Here is an 18,811-nt window from a genome sequence, read left to right as displayed (position 1 = left end):
GTACCCCTTTCCGCCGGTTCGCCCGGGTGGTCCGGCCCGGCGACCGGCGCGGCCGACGGGCCGGCCCCGGCGGCGGCACGTAGGCTGACGGACGTGAAGGACAACAGGGGTGCGACAGTGCGACGGGGCGACGCCGCGCCCGACGAGCAGGGTGAGGTGACGGCGTGACCGAGTTCGACGGGCTGCCGGTACTGCGCTCGCCGGTCGCCATCGCGGCCTTCGAGGGCTGGAACGACGCCGCCGACGCCTCCACCGCCGCCGTGGAACACCTGGAGCAGGTCTGGCAGGCCCGGCAGGTGACCGAGCTGGACCCGGAGGACTTCTACGACTTCCAGGTGAGCCGCCCGACGATCACCATGGCCGACGGCGAGACCCGGCGCGTCGAGTGGCCGACCACGCGCTTCATGGTGGCCAGCCCGGAGGGCACCGAGCGGGACGTGGTGCTGATCCGGGGCATCGAGCCGAGCATGCGCTGGCGGACGTTCTGCGAGCAGGTGCTGGAGATCTGCCACAGCCTGGAGGTCGAGCGGGTGGTGCTGCTCGGCGCGTTGCTGGCCGACGTGCCGTACACCCGGCCGCTGCCGATCAGCGGCAGCGCGTCGGACGCCGACGCGGCCAAGCGCTACCAGCTCACCCCCACCCGGTACGACGGGCCGACCGGCATCGTCGGCGTGCTGCACGACGCCTGCACCCGGGCCGAGGTCGACGCGGTGTCGTTCTGGGTGCACGTGCCGCACTACGCCAACAACCCGCCCTGCCCGAAGGCCACCCTCGCGCTGCTCCACCGGGTCGAGGAGGTGCTCGACCTGCCGGTGCCGATGGCCGACCTGGCCGAGGAGGCCGCCGAGTGGGAACAGCGGGTGCGCAGCGCCGCCGAGCAGGACGCCGAACTCGGTGAGTACGTGCGTGAGCTGGAGGAACGGGTCGGCGACGCCGGCATCACCCCGCTGACCGGGGACGAGATCGCCCAGGAGTTCGAGAAGTACCTGCGTCGCCGCGGCGGTTCCGCCGGGCCGACAGCGGGTTCCTGGTAGCTCTTTCCGTCGAAGCCGGGCTTCCCTTGTCGGGGCCCGGCTTCTTCGTGTCCGGGGTGGCGCCGTCACACCCTCTAGGGCATCCTAGGAACCTAGCTGTTCTGAGGAGGCCTGCATGCAGATCAACCCGGGCGCGGCCGAGTTCCCGCACCGGCAGATCGCCGCGCAGCTCAAGGCCCAGGTGCGCCGCGGCGACTGGGGGCCGGGCGAGCGGCTGCCCTCCATCCCGGCCATCGCCGAGATGTTCGGCGTGGCGAAGCAGACCGTGCAGCGCGCCGTCGACCAGCTGCGGGTCGAGGGCATCCTGATCACCAAACCCGGCTCCGGTACGTACGTCCGGGGCACCCGGCGTCGCCTCAACCGCCTGTCCCGGGGCCGGTACGGCGGCTTCCGCGGCTACCACACCGACCTGGCCGCCCGGTACCGCCAGCAGCTCGTCTCCGTCGGCCGCTCCCCCGCCCCGGCCGAGGTGGCCGACGCGTTCGGCGTCACCGACGGCACCGAACTGCTCTGCCGGCGGCACCTGGTACGCACCGACGACTCCCCGGTCGAGGTCGGCGCGTCGTGGTTCCTCCCCGCAGACACCGCCGGCACGTCACTGGAGCGGGCCGAGGCGTTCGGCCGACCGCTCTACCAGGAGGCGGAGGAGGTCACCGGCCGGCGGTACGTCACCGCCACCGACACGATCAGCGCGCGCCAGCCCAGCCGGGAGGAGGCGGAGATCCTCCAGATCCGCCCGGACACCCCGGTGCTGCACCTGCTGCACGTCGCCTACGACGAGCGGCACAAGCCGATCGAGGTCGCCCAGGCCACCTGGCCGGGCCCGATGACCACGCTCACCGAGGAGTACAAGATCCCCGCCCCCGCTCCCGACCAGGACCCCGACCCCGGCCTGGTCCTGGGCTGACGCTCCCGGCTCCCGGCTCCCGGCGCCAAACCGCCCTCGACACACCCACCACGTTCCACCCGCCCTTCGAAGAGCGCGATCTTGCAGTTGCGGACCCCGCGAACCGGCACAAGAGGGCGGGAACGGGGGCCGCAAGTGCAAGATCGGCGCGGCGGGAGGGAGGCGGGAGGGCGAAGAGGGCGCGGGCGCGGTGGGTGGGCTAGAGGGCGATGCCGAGGAGGGCGTCCACCGTGTCGCGGAACAGTGCCGGGGCGGCCGCGTCCTCCGTGACGCCGTTCAACGCGCCGTCGGCCCAACGGTCGGCCGCCGCCAGGGCACCCGGCGTGTCCAGGTCGTCGGCCAGGCGCTCGCGTACCTCGGCCAGCAACGCCGCCCCCGACGGGCCCGCGGGCGCGGCAGCGGCCCGCCGCCAGCGGCCCAGCCGCTCCCGCGCCTCGGTGAGCAGTTCGTCGGTCCAGGAGCGGTCGCTGCGGTAGTGGCCGTTCATCAGCGCCAGCCGGACCGCCATCGGGTCGACCTTGTCGGCCCGCAGCCGGGACACGAAGACCAGGTTGCCCTGGGACTTCGACATCTTCTCGCCGTCCAGGCCGATCATGCCGGCATGCACGTAGTGGTCGGCGAACGGCGCCTCGCCGGTGAGCCGCTCGGCGTGCGCGGCGGAGCACTCGTGGTGCGGGAAGATCAGGTCGTTGCCGCCGCCCTGCACGTCGATCCGGTCGCCGAGCAGGTTCAACGCGATGACCGTGCACTCGATGTGCCAGCCGGGACGGCCCGCGCCCAGGTCGCCGCCGGGCCACGACGGCTCGCCCTCGCGGGCGCCGCGCCACAGCAGCGGGTCGAGCGGGTCACGCTTGCCGGCGCGCTCCGGGTCGCCGCCGCGCTCGGCGAACAGCTCGATCATCTGCTCGCGGGACAGGTTGGACTCGTAGCCGAACCGGGGCGCGGCGGAGACGTCGAAGTAGACGTCGCCGGTGCCGTCGTCGAGGCGGTACGCCGCGCCGTCCTTGAGCAGCACCAGCACCTTCTCGGCGATGTCCGGGATCGACTCGACGGCGCCGACGTAGTGCGCCGGCGGGATCATCCGCAGCGATTCCATGTCCTCACGGAACAGCGCGGTCTCCCGCATGGCCAGGACCTTCCAGTCCTCACCGTCGCGCTCGGCGCGCTCCAGCAGCGGGTCGTCGATGTCCGTGACGTTCTGCACGTACCGCACGTCGAGGCCGGCGTCACGCCACATCCGCTGCACCAGATCGAAGGCGATCATGGTGGCGGCGTGCCCGAGGTGCGTCGCGTCGTACGGGGTGATGCCGCAGACGTACATCGAAGCGCTGCCCTCGGGCCGGCTGGGATGGGCGCCCTGCCGCGCCGAGTCGTACAACCTCAGCGGCACGCCCTCGCCGGGCAGCCGTGGCACCTCGTGTCCCGCCCAAGACTCCATGACCGCCAGCCTAACGATCCGTCAGACGCTCGGGTGCCGCCCTACGGGTGATCAACACGACAACGGCTCACATCGGCGGCCATGGCATCGCCGGCCACTCCTGCGGCGGCAGCGGGAACCGGCCGGACTCGCGCAGCCGCTCGACCCGTGCCGCCAGCGCGGCCAGCTCACCGATGGTCAGGTGCTCGGCCAAGTCGTCGCCCAGTGGCCCGCGCAGCTGCGCGGTCAGGCCGTCGAGCATCTCCACCGCGTCCGGCGGCAGCTCACGGCCGGCCCAGCCCCACAGCACCGTACGCAGCTTCTCCTCGACGTGGAAGCTCACGCCGTGGTCGACGCCGTAGATCCGGTCGTCCTGGCCGACGAGGACGTGCCCGCCCTTGCGGTCGGCGTTGTTGATGACCGCGTCGAGCACGGCTAGCCGGGCCAGGCGGGGGTCGTCGGCGTGCGCCAGCGCGTACGCCGCCCCGTCGTCGTCGCGGGCCGCGGCCACCGGGAACCAGCGCGGCGGGATCTCCCGGGCCGGCACGAAACCGACGAGCGGTTCGGCGTCGTCCGGCTCGTCGATCCAGAGCTGGCACGAGCCGGGCCCGAACGGGCCGTCCCGCAGCACCGTCGGCGGCACCAGATCCCAGCCGGTGGCCCGGGACACCAGGTAGGCGGACACCTCCCGGCCGGCGAGCGTGCCGTCCGGGAAGTCCCAGAGCGGGCGCTCACCTCGTACCGGCTTGTAGACACAGTGCGCGGTCACCTCGCCGAGGGCGATGACGCCGCGCAGCGTGGCGTTTGAAGCGTCGACGAGCCGCCCCTCCAGGGTCAGCTCACCGTCGGCGAGCAGCCGCAGCGCCTCGGCGCCGTCCTGTCGGGGCTGCAGTTCCGACGAGGTCACCGGTGATAGCCGTTGTGCCGGGGGCAGAGGTGACCGGCCGGGTCGAGCGGCTGGCCGCAGAGCGGGCAGGGGGGCCGGCCGGCGTTCACGACGCGCTTGGCCCGCTCGATGAACTCGCGGGTCGCCTCCGGGGTCAGCCGCACCCGTAGGCGGTCGAGGTCGTCGTCCGGCTCGTCCGGGTCCTCGTCGGCGTCGTCGTCCGCGTCGCCCAGCTCGACCTCGACCTCCGCCTCACCGACGGCGATCGCCTCGATCACCACGGTCGCGGTGTCCACGTCGAAGGCCAGGCCCAGCGTGCCGACCCGGAACTCCTCGTCGACAGGCGTGTCGAGCGGCTCGTTGTCACCGGTCACCGTGGTGACCGGCTCCGGCAGCTTCACGCCGAAGCGGCGCTGCGCCTCGGCGAGCAGCTCCTCGAGCTTCTCGGCGAGCAACGACATCTGGACCTTCTCCAGCGACACGCTGACCAGCCGGCCGCCGCCGCGCGCCTGGAGGAAGAACGTGCGCTCCCCCGGCGGGCCGACCGTACCGGCGACGAACCGCTCCGGCGGCTCGAAGGCGTGCACCTGGTGCGTCATACCCACGACCCTATCCGGCGTGTGGAAGCACCGTGCAGCCCACCGATGCCGAATCCGCCCAGAGCGAACGCGCCGTGTCCGCCGGTCTCACCCGGCCGCGCCCGCGCCCCCGCCGACCGCCGCGTCGGACTCCGCCGCCCGCGCCGCGCGCCGGCGCCGCTTGCGCGGCGGCGGGACCAGCGCCGACAGGTCGCCGCCGGTGTCGTTGAGCCGGACCAGGAACGGCCGCAACGGGGTGTAGCGGATCGCCGTCACCGACGCCGGGTCGGCCACGATCCGCTGAAAAAGATCAAGGTGTACGCCGAGCGCGTCCGCCACGATCGCCTTGATCACATCGCCGTGGCTGCACGCCAGCCAGACCGCCTCCGGCCCGTGCTCGGCGGTGACGCGCGCGTCCCACGCCCGTACCGTCGCGACTGCGCGCGCGGACATGGCCGCCATCGACTCCCCCTGCGGAAACGCGGCGGCGCTCGGGTGCTGCTGCACCACCGGCCAGAGCGGCTCCTTAGCCAGCTTCTTCAGCGACTGGCCCTCCCAGTCGCCGTACCCGCACTCGATCAACCCCTCGTCGGCCACCGGCTCGGCGCCCGGCAGGGCCAGCTCCAGGGTCTGCCGGCAGCGGATGAGTGGGCTGGTCACCACCGCCGCCAGCGGCAGTCCGGCGAGGCGCGCGCCGACCGCCGTCGCCTGCGCCCGGCCGGTGTCGTCCAGCTCGACCGGTTGCCGTCCGGCGAGGCCGCCGTCGGCGTTCGCGGTGGTACGGCCGTGTCGCAGAAGCAGAAGGGTCGCCACGCTGACCACCCTAGGCGGTACGTCCCGCGATGATCGTCCCGCCACGGCAGCCCGCCCCGTCCGCCGCCGCCCGCCGGTCACGAAGTCGGCCGGGACGTAACAGCCGCTTGGCGCCGCACTCGCGATCTTGGTACGAAACCGCCCTCATGGCGGCCGTCCCGTACCAAGATCGCGCGCCAGGCGGGGCCGCGCCGGAACGGATGGCCGGCGGGATCCGCGCCTCGCATCGGTCGCCGCCACCCGGCGTGGGTCGATCATGAAGTTGCCGGCCACAAACCGGACAATGGATGCCGCTAGGTTCATGATCGGCGTGAGCCCTGCCGAGGGCAGTCGGGTTTGGCGGGAGCCGGCGGGCGGGTCGGGAGAGTCGAGGCCTGCGCGGTGGCTGAGCCCGCCGTCGGCTCCTCTTGAGCGCTGCGGCGGTCCAATGCGGGAGATCTTGGAAGATTTCGGCCCCCATAAGGGCCGTTTCCTTCCAAGATCTCCCGCCGGGCCGGATCGGGGCGGGATGCGCCGCGCTCTTCGTGCGGGCAGGCTCGACGGACTGGTTGCGCCATACCGGTCCCGCCCGTGTTGTTGACCATGAGGTTGGTGGTGACAAACCGGACACCGGACGCCGCCAACTTCATGATCGACGCGTGGAGGACGGGCGGCGGGTGGGCGAGGTGAGTGGGGTGGGCGGGGGTGTCGGGTTTGGGGGTGGTCGGGGACACCCCGGTGGCGGAATCGGGGACCGGGCCGGGGCGTTATACCTGGTGCACGACCGCAGCAGCGCGCCTCCCGCACCCCAGCCGGGGTGGGCGGCACGGCCCCGGGAATGACGGGTGGGCCGGTGGTCGTTGCACATACCTCCGGCCACGACCTCAGCCCCGCGCCGTCCGGCGTGAGCGGGCGCGGCGTGAACCGGACCGACCCCCCTTTTTTGAAGAGCGCCTGACGGTGCTCGCACCCGCACCGCATCCCCCCTTCACGGCGCGGGCGTCGACCCCCGAATGGAGCCCCCCATGAACAGCATCCTGCGTAAGAGCGTCCTCGGTATCGCCGGTCTGACCGTCGCCGGTGGCCTCGCCGCCGGCCCCCTCAACCACACCGACAGCACCCCCACCACCCGGGACGCCGCCGTCACCACGACGCAGGCGGCCACGCTCGACACCGCCACGCTCATCCCGCACGGCGTCCAGGGCACCCAGTCCCACATCGACCTGACCGACGAGCAGACCGCCAACGTCAAGGCGATCATCGCGGCGACGAAGAAGGCCGGTATGGACGAACGCGCCGCCGTCGTGTCGATCGCCACCGCCCTGCAGGAGTCGAAGCTGGAGAACCTCGGCCACCTCGGTGACCGTAACGACCACGACTCGCAGGGCCTGTTCCAGCAGCGTCCCTCCAGCGGGTGGGGCACGGTGGAGCAGATCACCGACCCCGAGTACTCCACGACCGCGTTCCTGAAGGGTCTCAAGCAGGTCGACGGCTGGCGCGACATGCCGCTGACCAAGGCCGCCCAGACCGTGCAGGTGTCGGCCTACCCGGACCACTACGCCCAGTGGGAACAGCAGGCCGCCGACCTCGTCGCCCAGCACTGGAACAGCTAAGACGAACAAACAGCGAAAGGCCGGCGCCCCGAACCAACGGGGTGCCGGCCTCTTCGCGTACCGGGAAACAGCGTCAGGTGGCGCTGATCGTGCCGGTGGCCAGCAGGCAGATCACCAGGCTGCCCAGCGCCACCCGGTAGAGCACGAAGACGTACAGCGTGTGGTGGGCGACGTAGCGCAGCAGCCAGGCGATGGCCGCGTACCCGACGGCGAACGCGATGAGCGTCGCGATCACCATCTGCGCCACGCTCGGCGCGGCGGTGCCCGGCGCGGACGGCTCGAAGACGTCCGGCAGGCTGAACACGCCGGAGATCACGACTGCGGGGATGGCCAGCAGGAACGAGTAGCGGGCCGCGGTCTCCCGGGTGAGGTTGAGCAGCAGGCCCGCGGTCAGGGTGCCGCCCGAGCGGGAGACGCCGGGCACGAGCGCCGCCGCCTGGGCGAAGCCCATCACGACGCCGTCGCGCATCCGGAAGTTCTCCAGCGTACGGGTCTGCCGGCCCCAGTACTCCGCGAAGGCCAGCAGCATCGCGCCGATGATCAGGGTGCAGGAGATCAGCCAGAGGTTCCGGCCGGCGGTGCGGATCTGGTCCTTGAAGATCAGCCCGAAGATGCCGATCGGGATGGTGCCGACGATGACGTACCAGCCCATCCGGTAGTCGAGGCTGGACCGCACCGAGCGGTCGACAAGGCCGACGAACCAGGTCCGGACGATCCGCCAGATGTCCTTGGCGAAGTAGATCAGGACGGCGGCCTCGGTGCCGAGCTGGGTCACCGCGGTGAACGACGCGCCCGCGTCCCGGCCGAAGAACAGCGCCGAGGTGATCCGCAGGTGCCCCGAGGAGGACACCGGAAGGAACTCGGTCAGTCCCTGGACCAGGCCCAGGACGACGGCCTCGATCCAGGTCACTCGCCGACTCCGGACAGCTCCAGCGCCTCGGCGACGGTACGCAGGGTCTGCACCCCGCTCTCCCGGTCGGCCACGAACAGCGACACCGACAGCGTGGTCACGCCCGCGGCGGCGTACTCCCGCATCCGCTCGGCGATACGCTCCTTCGGGCCGAGCAGGGAGGTGCGGTCGATGAACTCCATCGGTACGGCGGCGGCCGCGTCGCGCTGCCGCTTGGCCAGGTAGAGGTCCTGCACCTCGCGGGCCGCGTCGCCGTAGCCCATCCGGGTGGCGAGCTGGTTGTAGAAGTTCTGCTTGCGGCTGCCCATGCCGCCGACGTACAGCGCGGCGTACCAGCGCACCAGCTCGGCGCAGGTGGCGATGTCGTCGCCGACCACGACCGGCACGGACGGCACCACGTCGAAGCCGGCCAGCTCCTTGCCCGCCGCCGCACGGCCGGTCCGCACCGAGGCGAGGTGCTCATCGGCGAACTCCGGGGAGTAGAACACGGCCAGCCAGCCGTCGGCGATCTCGCCGGCCAGCTCCAGGTTCTTCGGACCGACGGCGGCCAGGTAGATCGGGATGTGCTCGCGCGGCGGGTGGAAGCCCAGCCGCAGCGCCTTGCCGGGGCCGTCGGGCAGCGGCAGCGTGTAGTGCTCGCCGTCGTACGCGACCTCCTTGCGGGCCATCGCGAGCTTGACGATGTCGACGTACTCCCGGGTGCGGGCCAGCGGCTTGGCGAACCGCACGCCGTGCCAGCCCTCGGAGACCTGCGGGCCGGACACGCCCAGGCCGAGCCGGAACCGGCCGCCGGAGAGCGTGTCGATGGTCGCGGCGGTCATCGCGGTCATGGCCGGGGTACGGGCCGGGATCTGCATCACCGCGGAGCCCACGTCGATGCGCTCCGTCTGCCCGGCGATCCAGGCCAGCATGCTCGGCGAGTCCGAGCCGTACGCCTCCGCGGCCCAGACCACCGAGTAGCCGAGCCGGTCCGCCTCCTGGGCCAGCGCCAGGTGATCAAACGGTGTGCTCCACGCCGTCTGGTATCCGAGGTTGAGCCCGAGTCGCACTGATCCTCCCACCGTCCGCACCACAGGTCGCATCAGGTTACGCAATGAGCGTGGCGCCCTCGACGTCCGGCTCGCCCCGAACATGTCACACCGGGTGGAGGTCGCGCGGGAAGTTGACTGCGGCGAGGATATCCGTGACGCCGGGTTCGAAATAAGGTTCACCCATGCAACAGCGACCGCTCGGCCGAAGCGGGCTGGCGGTATCGCGGCTCGCGCTCGGCACCATGACCTGGGGACGGGACACCGATGCCGACGACGCGGCCGCCCAGCTGAAGAGTTTCCTCGACGCGGGCGGCAACCTCGTCGACACCGCCGACGTGTACGCCGACGGCGACGCCGAGTCGGTGATCGGCTCACTGCTGGGCAGCCTGGTGGACCGCGACGAGCTGCTGATCGCCACCAAGGCGGGCCTGCGGCCGGGCGCCCGCCGGCGGGACGGCTCGCGGGGGCACCTGCTGCGTACGCTCGACGCCTCGCTGCGCCGGCTCGGCACCGACCACGTCGACCTGTGGCAGGTGCACGGCTACGACCCGGACACCCCGCTGGAGGAGACGCTCTCGGCTCTGGACCACGCCGTGTCCAGCGGCAAGGCCCGCTACGTGGGCGTGTCGAACTTCTCCGGCTGGCAGACGGCCCGGGCCGCCGCCTGGCAGGCCGCCTGGCCGGGGCGTGCCCCGGTGGTCGCCGCGCAGGTGGAGTACTCGCTGCTGGAGCGCGGTGTGGAACGGGAGGTGCTGCCCGCCTGCGCCGGGATGGGGCTGGGCGTGCTGCCCTGGTCGCCGCTGGGCCGGGGCGTGCTCACCGGCAAGTACCGCAACGGCCGCCCGGCCGACTCACGGGCGGTGTCGCCGCACTTCGAGCGGTTCGTCGCGACGTACCTGGAACCGCGCTGCTCCAGCATCGTGGAGGCGGTCGCCATCGCGGCCGGTGGGCTCGGCGTGTCGCCGCTGGAGGTGGCGCTGGCCTGGGTGCGGGACCGGCCGGGCGTGACCGCGCCGATCCTTGGCGCCCGGACCGTCGGGCAGCTGCTCGGCGCGTTGCAGGTGGAGCGGATGACGCTGCCGGAGGAGATCGTCACGGCGCTGGACGACGTGTCGGCGGTGCCGGTGGGCTACCCGGAGCGCGACGGCTGAGCCGCGGGGGCGACCGGGGTCACCCGCAAGGGGTGGCGGAGGGTCCGCGAGCTGGGCAGCATAGGGGCATGGACTACGAATACGCGCCGCTGCGGTTGCCCTCGAACGTCGATCGGCTGACCGCCGCGGCGCAGCTGGCGATCCAGGCCGAGTTCTCCGGCTGGGAGCTGGCCCGGGTGCGGCTCTACCGGGACGGCACGCGGCAGGTGGTGCTGCGGCGCCGCCTGGTCAACCAGTCGCAGCCGGGCCTGTCGTACTGAGCAGGCCCGTCCCCGGGGCACGCGTGGCGCGGCCCCGGGGACGCGCACGGCCTAGTGGGCGTGGTCGTGCTCCTCGTCGAGCTCCATGAACGGGTGCTCGTCGAGCCGGCCGACCAGCCGGTCGTCGGCAGCAGGCTGGAACGGGCCGACCGGGTCGTCGTCGTCGAACGACTCCAGGTCGACGGGGGTGCCGACCTCGCTGACCATCACCACCCCGTCCAGCGGTTCCAGCTCCGGCACGTCGAGCGCGGACAGCGAACCGTCGCCGCTCTGCAGCAGCTCCAGCACCGCCTCGCCGACCCCCTCGACCGGCGCCGGCTCGTCGTCCTCCGGGGTGCCCTCGCGGCGGGCCGCCTCGGCCGCGCGCAGCAGCGCGGCGACGCTCGGCACCCGGTAGTCGCGCCGCTGCCGCACCGAGATCACCCGCGGGTGCGGGTCGGTGGGCTCGCCGCCCTCCACGGAGCCGAAGCGCTCGTCGGCCTCGTCCGGGTCGATCGACTCCACGTCCCAGGGCGTCACCTCGCCGAACGCGTCGAGCAGCTGCTCGTCGTAGGCGAACGAGGCGTTGTTCAACGCGACGTACGCCTGCCAGACGGCGTCGTCGTCGATCCGGCCCTGGGCGGCCCGGACGGCGGCCAGGTGGGCGCGGGCCGCGTCGATCACCCGCTCGAGGGCGGCGTCCAGCTCACCGTGCTGGTCGGTCATGTGTGGCAGTCCCTTCGCGATGGGGGGAGGTTCCGCGCCGGCGGCGCCGCGGCGGGCGCGGTCAGCAGGTACGGAGGAAGCGGTCCAGAACCCGCACGCCGAACTGTAGTCCGTCCAGCGGAACCCGCTCGTCGATGCCGTGGAACAGGCCGGAGAAATTGAGGTCGGCGGGCAGCCGCAGCGGCGCGAAACCGAAGCAGCGGATGCCGAGCTGGGAGAACGCCTTGGCGTCGGTGCCGCCGGAGAGCATGTACGGCACCGGGTGCGCGCCCGGGTCCTCGGCGCGCAGCGCCTCCGACATCCGTGCCACCAGGTCACCGTCGAACGTGGTCTCCAGGGCCGGCTGGCGCTGGACGTACTCGATGGCGATGTCCGGCCCGACCAGCTCGCGCAGCTGCCGTTCCAGTTCCTCGCTCTGCCCGGGCAGGCTGCGGCAGTCGATGGTGGCGGTGGCCCGGCCGGGGATGACGTTGTCCTTGTAGCCGGCGGCCAGCCGGGTCGGGTTGGCGGTGTTGCGGATGGTCGCGCCGATGATGTTGGCGATCGGGCCCAGCTTGGCGATCGCGGTCTCCGGGTCGTCCGGGTCGATCTCGATGCCGAGCACGTCGGAGACCTCGGCCAGGAACGCCCGTACGGTGTCGGTCATCACCACCGGGAAGCGGTGCCGGCCGATCCGGGCGACCGCCTCGGCCAGGGCGGTGACGGCGTTGTCGTCGTGCACCATCGAGCCGTGGCCGGGCCGCCCCTTGGCGTGCAGGCGCAGCCAGTCGATGCCCTTCTCGGCGGTCTCGATCAGGTAGAGGCGGCGCTGCTCGTCGACCGAGTAGGAGAAGCCGCCGACCTCGCCGATCGCCTCGGTGCAGCCGTCGAACAGGTCGCGGTGGCGCTGGGTGAGGAAGTGCGCGCCGTAGTCGCTGCCGGCCTCCTCGTCGGCGGTGAACGCGAGCACGACGTCGCGCCGCGGGCGTACGCCGGTGCGCTGCCAGTCGCGGACCACCGCCAGCACCATCGCGTCGAAGTCCTTCATGTCGATCGCGCCGCGGCCCCACAGGTAGCCGTCGCGGATCTCGCCGGAGAACGGGTGCACCGACCACTCGTCCGGGTCGGCGGGCACCACGTCGAGGTGGCCGTGCACCAGCAGCGCGTCGCGGCCGGGCTCGGTGCCGGGGATCCGGGCGACCAGGTTGGCCCGGCCGGGCGCGGACTCGTGGATCTCGGCGTCGACGCCGACCTCGGCGAGCTTCTCCGCGACGTACTCGGCGGCACGCCGCTCTCCCGCGCTGGTGTCGTTGTCGCCGGTGTTCGTGGTGTCGATGCGCAGCAGGTCACGGCAGAGGTCCACGACCTCGTCGGTGGCGTCGGGCCGGGCGGGGAGGGCGTCGCTCGTCATCGCTTCCTTATACCAGCAGGTGGGGTGGGCGCGGGCCGCCGGTGCTCCGGCGACGGTTTCGCGGACCGCCCGGCCGGGTACCGCCGGACCGCCCGGACATCGACTCCGGCCGTCACGAGGAGGGCACCATGACCGTCCCCCTGCCGCCGCTGCCGCCCGCCGCCGACGACGCGTACCGGCCGGGTGGGCGCAGCGTCGCCGACCTCGTGGACACCGAGCACCGGGCGCTGCTGGGGCTGGCCGACCGGGTGACCGACCCGGCACTGGACGCCGCCGCCCGGCGCGAGGTGCTCGACGTGCTGACCGCCGCGGTGTCCCGGCACCTGTCCGCCGAGGAGCAGTACCTGTTCCCGGCGGCCCGGGCCGCCATGCCGGACGCCACCGAGCTGGTCGAGCGGGAGATCGAGGCCGACGCGGGACTGCTGACCGCCCTCAAGCAGCTGTCCGGCGCCGACGACCCGGCGGTCGACGACGTGGCCGAGCGGGTACGCCGGCACGTCAGCCGCGTCGCCGCGCTGGTCACGCCGCTGCGCGAGGTGGCGAGCGACGCCGAGCTGATCCGGCTGGGCAACCGGTGGGAGATCGCCGAGGAGGCGGCACCGACCCGCCCGCACCCCGGCACGCCCGCCACCCCACCCTGGAACAAGATCGTCGAACCGGCCGTCGGGGTGCTCGACAAGGTGCGCGACGCGGTCACCGGACGGCGTACCCGGCTGAGTGACCTGGAGCACCGCCGCCAGGCGTGAGCCGATCGCCCCTTCCGCGCATCGGTTCGTGGTCCTACCGTCACGGTATGGATCTGGAGCTGCGACACCTGCGTGTGGTCTGCGCGATCGCGGAGACGGGAAGCGTCACCAAGGCCGCCTCGGCGCTCGGCCTGGCCCAGCCGGCGCTGACCGCCCAGCTTCAGCGGATCGAACGGGCGCTGGGCGGGCCGCTGTTCGAGCGGGACCGCCGCGGTGCCCGTCCCACCGCCCTGGGTGAGCTGGTGCTGGACCGGGCACGGGTGCTGCTGCCGGCGATGAAGGGCCTGCGGGACGAGGCGGCCCGGATGGCCGGTGCCGGTGATCCGCTGCGCCGCTACCGCTTCGGCGGGGTGAACAGCCCGATCCTCGGGCGGCTGGTGCACCGGCTCGCCGCCGACCGGCCGGACGCGCAGATCACCACGTACGGCTCCTGGTCGGTGGACGAGCTGGCGCAGATGGTGGCCGGTGGGCGGCTCGACTTCGCCCTGACCGGCGTGTGCGGCGACTCGACGCCGTCGGCGGGGTTCGGGCTGAGCTGGCGGGAGGTGGCGGTCGAGCCGGTCTGCGTGCTGCTGCCGCAGACCCACCCGCTGGCCGGCCGCGACGAGGTCGACCTGGTCGACCTGCGGCGGGAGCGGTGGGTGGCCGCGCCGGGCGACGGCTGCTTCGGCGACTGCTTCGCCGCCGCCTGCGCCCGTTCCGGCTTCACCCCGAAGAAGGTGTACGAGGCGGACGTGCGGGCCGCGCTGGACCTGGTGGACGCCGGTGAGGCGGTGGCGTTGTGCCAGGCCACGTTCCGTCCGGTGGCCGGGCTGGTCACCCGCCGGCTCGCCGGCACGCCGCTGCGCTGGCGGCTGCTGCTGGGCTGGCACCCGGACGTGCCGGCCGCCGCGGTGGCCGAGCCGGTGCTGGTGGCGGCGGTCGCGGCGTACACCGACGCGCTGGCGAACCATCCGGAGTACCTGGGCTGGTTGCTGGCGCACCCGGAGTTCGGCGTGCAGCCCAACGGCTCGGGCGGGGTGCGAATCGCCTGAACCCGGGTATCACCGGCGACATGACTGATCTGTATCCGGCCGCCGACCAGCGGGAGTTGCTGCGCCAGGCGGCCACCGCGCACACCACCGCCTCCGCCGAGGTGGAGGCGTTCCTGCGCCGGTTGCCGGAGGTGCCGGGCCCGGCCGACGTGACCGAGTACGCCAACCTGCTCAGCCGCGAGGAACGCGCCCACGCCGACCGGCAGGCCGCGGCGGACGCGGCCGGGCTGCGGCTGCCCAGCCTGGAGTCGGAGTAGCCGGTGACGCCCGGGCGGGTGGTCCGCCCGGGCGCCGCCGTACCGGCTCAGCGTTCGGCGAGCACGTCGTGTCCGAGGTCGAGCAGGGCGTGACGCCACTCGTCGTCGGCGTTGCCCCGGCGGGGCCGCTGCGCGGTCAGCTCCCGGATCCGGGTGATCGCCTCCCGCATCACCTCGATGTCCTCCGGCGTGAGGTCCACCTTGCGCTTGCGCAGCACGGCGAGGATCTGCCGGCCGGGCTCGGGCAGGTCGAGGTCAGGGTTCGGGCCGAACGCCTCCTCCCCCGAGCCCCGGGTGAGCAGCCACTGCCGCAGCGTCTCGGAGGACACGTTCACCTCGGCGTGGAAGTCGTCCCAGATCACCTCGGCCTCGGGGTCGAGTCGCGCCTCGCGTACCATCACGCCTCCTCTGCCGGCGGCGGCCCGGGTGCCGTCTCGCCCTCGTCCGGTGTGTGCTGCCTCAGGCCCTCCGGCGGCACCCGCACCCGGGACGGGTTCGCCGTCGGGGTCGCCTCGATCGGTTCGCCGGCCCCGGTGTCGTCGTCGGTGACTTCCTCGGGTTCGGTCATGTCCGCCCTCCGGTCCTTCGGTGACGGCCCGTCCCGGCCCGGCCGGGACGGGCCCCGCCCGGTCATCGGGGATGGGACGTGGTGGCCGGCCTGTAGCCCCGCTCACCTGCGGTGACGTCGAAGACCAGCTGGTCGTCGCGGGTGTCCACGGTGACCTTCTGCCCCGGGGAGACCTCGTTCTCCAGCAGCATCCGGGACAGCCGGTTGTCGACCTCGCGCTGGATCACCCGGCGCAGCGGGCGGGCGCCGAACTCGGGCTGGTAGCCGTGCTCGGCGAGCCAGTCGACGCCGGCGGTGCTGAAGTCGACCTGGATGTCCTGGGCGTGCATGCGGCGGCGGGTCTCCTCCAGCAGCAGCCCGGTGATCTGGCGCAGCTGCTCGGCCTCCAGCCGCTGGAAGACGATCACCTCGTCGATGCGGTTGAGGAACTCCGGGCGGAAGTTCTCCTGGAGCCGGCGCATCAGCCGCTCCCGCAGCTCGTCGCCCTCCCGCTCCCCGGGCGCGCCGGTGGCGAAGCCGACAGTGCGCTGGGTGCCGGTGATCAGCTCCGAGCCGAGGTTGCTGGTCATGATCAGCACGGTGTTCTTGAAGTTCACCGTACGACCCTGGCTGTCGGTGAGCCGGCCGTCGTCGAGCACCTGGAGCAGGATGTTGAACACGTCCGGGTGCGCCTTCTCGATCTCGTCCAGCAGCACCACCGCGTACGGGCGGCGCCGTACCGCCTCGGTGAGCTGGCCGGCCTCCTCGTAGCCGACGTAGCCGGGCGGGGCGCCGACCAGCCGGCTGACCGTGTGCCGCTCCTGGAACTCGCTCATGTCGACCCGGACCATCCGGTCCGCCTCGCCGAACAGCGCCTCGGCCAGCGCGCGGGCCAGCTCGGTCTTCCCGACGCCGGTCGGGCCGAGGAACAGGAAGCTGCCCATCGGCCGGTCCGGGTCGGCCAGCCCGGTACGGGACCGGCGTACCGCCTCGGCGACGGCGCTGACCGCGTCGTCCTGGCCGATCACCTTCTCGTGCAGGTGGCCCTCCAGGCGCAGCAGCCGATCGCGTTCCTCCTCGGTGAGCTGGGTGACCGGGATGCCGGTGGCGCGGGAGACCACCTCGGCTATCTCCGTCGGACCGACCTCGGGCACGTGGTTGGGTCCCTCGTCGCCGCGGGCCCGGCGGACCTGGTCCTCCAACTCGGCGAGCCGGTCGCGCAGCGCGGAGGCGCGCTCGTACTGCTCGTCGGAGACCGCCTGCTCCTTGTCCCGGCGGGTCTCGTCGAGCTGCTGCTCCAGCTCACGCACGTCCTCGGCGGGCGTACGCGTGCGCAGCCGCACCCGTGCGCCGGCCTGGTCGATCAGGTCGATCGCCTTGTCCGGCAGGAACCGGTCGGTGATGTACCGGTCGGACAGCTCACCGGCGGCGACCAGCGCCTCGTCGGTGAACCGGACCTGGTGGTACGCCTCGTACCTGTCGCGCAGGCCGCGCAGGATCGCGACGGTGTCCTCCACGCCCGGCTCGGGCACCAGCACCGGCTGGAACCGGCGGGCCAGCGCGGCGTCCTTCTCGATGCTGCGCCGGTACTCGTCGAGCGTGGTCGCGCCGATCACCCGCAGCTCGCCGCGCGCCAGGGCCGGCTTGAGCATGTTCGAGGCGTCCATGCCGCCCTCGCTGCCGGCGCCGCCCGCGCCGACCAGCGTGTGGATCTCGTCCAGGAAGATGATCAGCTCCTCACGGTGGGCGCGGATCTCGTCGATCACCTTCTTCAGCCGCTCCTCGAAGTCACCCCGGTAGCGGGTGCCGGCGACCAGGCCGGCCAGGTCGAGCTGGATCACCCGCTTGCCGATCAGCGTCTGCGGCACGTCGCCGTCGCAGATCCGCTCCGCCAGGCCCTCCACGATCGCGGTCTTGCCGACGCCGGCCTCACCGATCAGCACCGGGTTGTTCTTGGTCCGCCGGGACAGGATCTCCACGGCCTGCTCGATCTCGTCGGCCCGGCCGATCACCGGGTCGATCTGGTCCATCCGGGCCAGCTCGGTGAGGTCCTGGCCGTACTGGTCGAGGGTGGGGGTGCCGTGATCGGGGCGCGGGGCGGTCGCCGCGCCGCGCTCGGCGCTGGCCGCCTGCAACGACTCGGGCTGGATCCGGCCCGCGGCGAGCATCCGGCCGGCCGGCGACTCGGGGTTCAGCGGCAGCGCCATCAGGATGTGCTCGGGTCCGATGTAGTTGGCGCCCATCGCGCGGGACAGCTGGTGGGCGTCGAGCAGTGCCCGCTTCGCCGCCGGGGTCAGCGACAGGTTCGGCGGCACCTCGCCGCGCGGCGCGCCCTCGCCGCGGCCGCCCAGCGCGCCGAGCAGCGCGTCCGGGTCGGCGCCGGCCCGGCGGACCAGGTCGCGCAGCGGCTCCCGCTGCAACGCCGCCCAGAGCAGGTGGTCGGTGTCCAGGTCGTTGCTGTGCTTCTGGGCGGCGCGGCGGGCCGCGTCGGCGAGCATCTCCCGGGCGTCGGCGGTCATCAGGCGGGTGATGTCGACCCGGTGCGCCGGCCGGCGTCCCCCCTCGCCCCGGCCGAAGTATCGGGCCAGGAACTCGTCCCAGGGGTCGTTGCCGAAGTCGCCCGGTCCCATCATCATCGTCCTCCGCAGTCAGTCGGCACGACCGGCGCCCGGCACGCGCGGCACGGTCGGCGGTGGCTACCCGGCGGTCGGCGCGACAAACGCGACCGGATGGCAGGCTGGGGGGCATGGAGAGCAGAGCGCTGCTGGTGGTGGACGGCGCGAACGTGGTGGGTTCGCGCCCGGACGGCTGGTGGCGGGACCGGGCCGGCGCGGCGGCCCGGCTGCGCGACGCGCTGGCGCCGGTCGGCGAGGCGGGCGTGCCGCCGGAGCTGCCGCCGCCGGTGCAGGTGGTGCTGGTGGTGGAGGGCGCGGCCCGGCGCACACCGCCCGCGCCCGGCGTGGAGGTGGTGTCCGCGCCCGGCTCCGGCGACGACACGGTGGTCGAGCTGGTCGCCGCCGCGCCGGACCGGCGGCGGGTGGTGGTCACGGCCGACCGCGAACTGCGCGAGCGGGTCACCGCGCTCGGCGCGGAGGTGCGCGGCCCGCGCTGGCTGGGCCGTTAGTCCCGCCGATGGGACCGGCGACGGGACCGCGGGATGCCGCCCGGCGGGATCTTCACGCACGTCAGGGCGGCAACCGGACACGCGGGTCATCACGCCGCGAGGGTGGATGTTCGTCCACCCGTTCCGATGGGTTGTAATGGAGATCTCTTTCGCCCCCAGGAGGTCCCCGTGGCGAGCGTTGCCGAGCTGAAGGCAGCCATCGATGTCGCTCTCCAGCAGATCGGTGACGGCCAGACAGCGGTGCAGGCAGCCGGCGAGAAGCTGGCCGAGGCGCAGCAGACGCTGGCCGGCGCGCTGGAGGGCAGCGGGCACGAGACGGTCGAGGCGGCGCAGGCCTCGCTGACACAGGCCGGTCAGGAGCTGGAGGAGTGCCTGGCCGCGACACTCGTCGCGGTGGAGCAGGCACAGCTCTACGTCGCGACGCTCTGA

21 protein-coding genes are annotated in these 18,811 nt (G+C 73.1%); 10 read left to right on the top strand and 11 right to left on the bottom strand.

Translation table 11 applies throughout. The features are described from left to right. The first annotated feature begins 164 nt into the window (after positions 1-164). Both ACGFIA_RS17285 and ACGFIA_RS17280 read left to right on the top strand, forming a co-directional pair. Positions 165-1,034: a PAC2 family protein gene (locus tag ACGFIA_RS17285; protein WP_030504102.1), complete on the top strand. Its 870-nt coding sequence runs from the start codon at positions 165-167 to the stop codon at positions 1,032-1,034. 115 nt (positions 1,035-1,149) lie between these two features. Next, the gene (locus tag ACGFIA_RS17280; protein ID WP_194801606.1) at positions 1,150-1,941 is read left to right on the top strand and encodes a GntR family transcriptional regulator; all 792 of its coding nucleotides are present in this window, start codon (positions 1,150-1,152) and stop codon (positions 1,939-1,941) included. A 199-nt stretch (positions 1,942-2,140) separates the two neighbouring features. Here ACGFIA_RS17280 and mshC read toward each other — a convergent pair whose 3' ends face one another. From mshC to ACGFIA_RS17260, 4 genes are all read right to left on the bottom strand, one after another. Then, positions 2,141-3,379 carry a cysteine--1-D-myo-inosityl 2-amino-2-deoxy-alpha-D-glucopyranoside ligase gene (gene mshC / locus ACGFIA_RS17275; protein WP_357473364.1) on the bottom strand — a complete coding sequence of 413 codons (1,239 nt, stop codon included), beginning with the start codon at positions 3,377-3,379 and terminating at the stop codon, positions 2,141-2,143. Between the two features lie 67 nt (positions 3,380-3,446). Further along, positions 3,447-4,265, bottom strand: a complete 819-nt coding sequence (locus tag ACGFIA_RS17270; protein ID WP_357384246.1) for an SCO1664 family protein — start codon at positions 4,263-4,265, stop codon at positions 3,447-3,449. Then, entirely contained in the window at positions 4,262-4,843 is a 582-nt protein-coding gene (locus tag ACGFIA_RS17265) for a DUF3090 domain-containing protein (protein ID WP_357384244.1), read from the bottom strand. The genes ACGFIA_RS17270 and ACGFIA_RS17265 overlap by 4 nt, the downstream gene beginning before the upstream one ends. A gap of 87 nt (positions 4,844-4,930) precedes the next feature. Then, a complete protein-coding gene (locus tag ACGFIA_RS17260) occupies positions 4,931-5,644 on the bottom strand; it encodes a histidine phosphatase family protein (protein WP_357384242.1) in 714 nt (237 codons plus the stop codon). 995 nt (positions 5,645-6,639) lie between these two features. On the opposite strand from ACGFIA_RS17260, the gene ACGFIA_RS17255 reads away from it, so the two are divergent. Beyond that, complete coding sequence (locus ACGFIA_RS17255; RefSeq protein ID WP_393260814.1) at positions 6,640-7,227, top strand: hypothetical protein; 588 nt, start codon at positions 6,640-6,642, stop codon at positions 7,225-7,227. 73 nt (positions 7,228-7,300) lie between these two features. Here the strand turns inward: ACGFIA_RS17255 and ACGFIA_RS17250 are convergent, their stop codons facing one another. Continuing rightward, a complete protein-coding gene (locus ACGFIA_RS17250; RefSeq protein WP_252453980.1) occupies positions 7,301-8,137 on the bottom strand; it encodes an undecaprenyl-diphosphate phosphatase in 837 nt (278 codons plus the stop codon). After that, entirely contained in the window at positions 8,134-9,186 is a 1,053-nt protein-coding gene (locus ACGFIA_RS17245) for an LLM class F420-dependent oxidoreductase (protein ID WP_357384237.1), read from the bottom strand. Before ACGFIA_RS17245 ends, ACGFIA_RS17250 begins: the two co-directional genes overlap by 4 nt. A 164-nt stretch (positions 9,187-9,350) precedes the next feature. Between ACGFIA_RS17245 and ACGFIA_RS17240 the strand changes: the two genes are divergently transcribed. Together ACGFIA_RS17240 and ACGFIA_RS17235 are read left to right on the top strand one after the other, a co-directional pair. Continuing rightward, positions 9,351-10,319 carry an aldo/keto reductase gene (locus ACGFIA_RS17240; protein ID WP_357384235.1) on the top strand — a complete coding sequence of 323 codons (969 nt, stop codon included), beginning with the start codon at positions 9,351-9,353 and terminating at the stop codon, positions 10,317-10,319. Positions 10,320-10,387: 68 nt separating this feature from the next. Then, a complete protein-coding gene (locus tag ACGFIA_RS17235; protein ID WP_030274256.1) occupies positions 10,388-10,579 on the top strand; it encodes a DUF5703 family protein in 192 nt (63 codons plus the stop codon). A 51-nt stretch (positions 10,580-10,630) separates the two neighbouring features. Here the strand turns inward: ACGFIA_RS17235 and ACGFIA_RS17230 are convergent, their stop codons facing one another. Both ACGFIA_RS17230 and ACGFIA_RS17225 read right to left on the bottom strand, forming a co-directional pair. After that, positions 10,631-11,284, bottom strand: a complete 654-nt coding sequence (locus ACGFIA_RS17230; RefSeq protein WP_357384233.1) for a hypothetical protein — start codon at positions 11,282-11,284, stop codon at positions 10,631-10,633. 61 nt (positions 11,285-11,345) lie between these two features. Beyond that, a complete protein-coding gene (locus ACGFIA_RS17225; protein ID WP_357384231.1) occupies positions 11,346-12,674 on the bottom strand; it encodes a M20/M25/M40 family metallo-hydrolase in 1,329 nt (442 codons plus the stop codon). A 128-nt stretch (positions 12,675-12,802) separates the two neighbouring features. Between ACGFIA_RS17225 and ACGFIA_RS17220 the strand changes: the two genes are divergently transcribed. Genes ACGFIA_RS17220 through ACGFIA_RS17210 form a run of 3 tightly spaced genes read left to right on the top strand, consistent with a single transcriptional unit; the run spans position 12,803 to position 14,711 of the window. Next, positions 12,803-13,420 carry a hemerythrin domain-containing protein gene (locus ACGFIA_RS17220; protein WP_357384229.1) on the top strand — a complete coding sequence of 206 codons (618 nt, stop codon included), beginning with the start codon at positions 12,803-12,805 and terminating at the stop codon, positions 13,418-13,420. Positions 13,421-13,467: 47 nt separating this feature from the next. Beyond that, entirely contained in the window at positions 13,468-14,454 is a 987-nt protein-coding gene (locus ACGFIA_RS17215; protein WP_357384227.1) for a LysR family transcriptional regulator, read from the top strand. A 20-nt stretch (positions 14,455-14,474) separates the two neighbouring features. Next, the gene (locus ACGFIA_RS17210) at positions 14,475-14,711 is read left to right on the top strand and encodes a hypothetical protein (RefSeq protein WP_357473852.1); all 237 of its coding nucleotides are present in this window, start codon (positions 14,475-14,477) and stop codon (positions 14,709-14,711) included. Positions 14,712-14,758: 47 nt separating this feature from the next. On the opposite strand, the gene ACGFIA_RS17205 is transcribed toward ACGFIA_RS17210, so the two are convergent. The 3 genes from ACGFIA_RS17205 to ACGFIA_RS17195 all read right to left on the bottom strand — a co-directional run bounded on the left by ACGFIA_RS17205 (position 14,759) and on the right by ACGFIA_RS17195 (position 17,891). Beyond that, positions 14,759-15,109 carry a DUF3140 domain-containing protein gene (locus ACGFIA_RS17205; protein WP_357384223.1) on the bottom strand — a complete coding sequence of 117 codons (351 nt, stop codon included), beginning with the start codon at positions 15,107-15,109 and terminating at the stop codon, positions 14,759-14,761. Next, the gene (locus tag ACGFIA_RS17200) at positions 15,109-15,279 is read right to left on the bottom strand and encodes a hypothetical protein (protein WP_357384221.1); all 171 of its coding nucleotides are present in this window, start codon (positions 15,277-15,279) and stop codon (positions 15,109-15,111) included. The genes ACGFIA_RS17205 and ACGFIA_RS17200 overlap by 1 nt, the downstream gene beginning before the upstream one ends. Positions 15,280-15,341: 62 nt before the next feature. After that, a complete protein-coding gene (locus tag ACGFIA_RS17195; protein ID WP_357384291.1) occupies positions 15,342-17,891 on the bottom strand; it encodes an ATP-dependent Clp protease ATP-binding subunit in 2,550 nt (849 codons plus the stop codon). 113 nt (positions 17,892-18,004) lie between these two features. Here ACGFIA_RS17195 and ACGFIA_RS17190 point away from each other — a divergent pair, with 113 nt between their 5' ends. Both ACGFIA_RS17190 and ACGFIA_RS17185 read left to right on the top strand, forming a co-directional pair. Beyond that, positions 18,005-18,382, top strand: a complete 378-nt coding sequence (locus ACGFIA_RS17190; protein ID WP_357384219.1) for a hypothetical protein — start codon at positions 18,005-18,007, stop codon at positions 18,380-18,382. Between the two features lie 168 nt (positions 18,383-18,550). Then, positions 18,551-18,811 carry a hypothetical protein gene (locus ACGFIA_RS17185; protein ID WP_013286060.1) on the top strand — a complete coding sequence of 87 codons (261 nt, stop codon included), beginning with the start codon at positions 18,551-18,553 and terminating at the stop codon, positions 18,809-18,811.

The sequence above is a fragment of the Micromonospora sp. NPDC049203 genome (assembly GCF_043197215.1).
Classification (GTDB): Bacteria; Actinomycetota; Actinomycetes; order Mycobacteriales; family Micromonosporaceae; genus Micromonospora.
The sequence above is the reverse complement of the archived record's forward strand: the minus strand, read 5'-3'. Positions and strand labels throughout refer to the sequence as shown.